The 812-nt window shown below is 68.8% G+C and carries 1 protein-coding gene; it reads right to left on the reverse strand.

Annotated features, from left to right (window positions below; all coding sequences use genetic code 11):
• Positions 1 to 812, reverse strand: an 812-nt coding sequence (gene ispG / locus ACRWNP_RS37160; protein WP_431969431.1) for a flavodoxin-dependent (E)-4-hydroxy-3-methylbut-2-enyl-diphosphate synthase, incomplete at both ends; no start/stop codon positions are given.

Consider the following 812-nt stretch of genomic DNA (forward strand, 5'->3'; position numbering starts at 1 on the left):
TTGCCCGAGGCCACCCCCAGGTCCGCCTCGCGGGCCTCACCAGGACCGTTGACGACACAGCCCATCACCGCGACCCGCAGCGGCACCTCCATGCCCTCCAGGCCCGCCGTCACCTGGTCCGCCAGCTTGTACACGTCCACCTGCGCACGACCGCACGACGGACACGACACGATCTCCAGCCGCCGCTGCCGCAGGTTCAGCGACTCCAGGATCTGGATGCCGACCTTGACCTCCTCCGCCGGAGGCGCCGACAGCGACACCCGGATCGTGTCACCGATCCCCTCGCTCAGCAGCGCGCCGAACGCCACCGCCGACTTGATGGTGCCCTGGAACGCCGGCCCCGCCTCGGTCACACCCAGGTGCAGCGGATAGTCGCACCGCGCCGCCAGCAGACGGTACGCGTTGACCATCACCACCGGGTCGTTGTGCTTCACCGAGATCTTGATGTCCCGGAAACCGTGCTCCTCGAACAGCGAGCACTCCCACAGCGCCGACTCCACCAGCGCCTCGGGGGTGGCCTTGCCGTACTTCTCCAGCAGACGCTTGTCCAGGGAGCCGGCGTTGACGCCGATCCGGATCGGCACACCCGCCTCGGAGGCGGCCTTGGCGATCTCCTTCACCTTGTCGTCGAACTGCCGGATGTTGCCCGGGTTCACCCGCACCGCCGCACAGCCCGCGTCGATCGCCGCGAACACGTACTTCGGCTGGAAGTGGATGTCCGCGATCACCGGGATCTGCGACTTCCTGGCGATGGTGGCGAGGGCGTCGGCGTCGTCCTGCGAGGGGCAGGCGACCCGGACGATCTGGCAGCC

It is taken from the genome of Actinacidiphila sp. bgisy160 (genome assembly GCF_965342435.1).
Classification (GTDB): domain Bacteria; phylum Actinomycetota; class Actinomycetes; order Streptomycetales; family Streptomycetaceae; genus Actinacidiphila.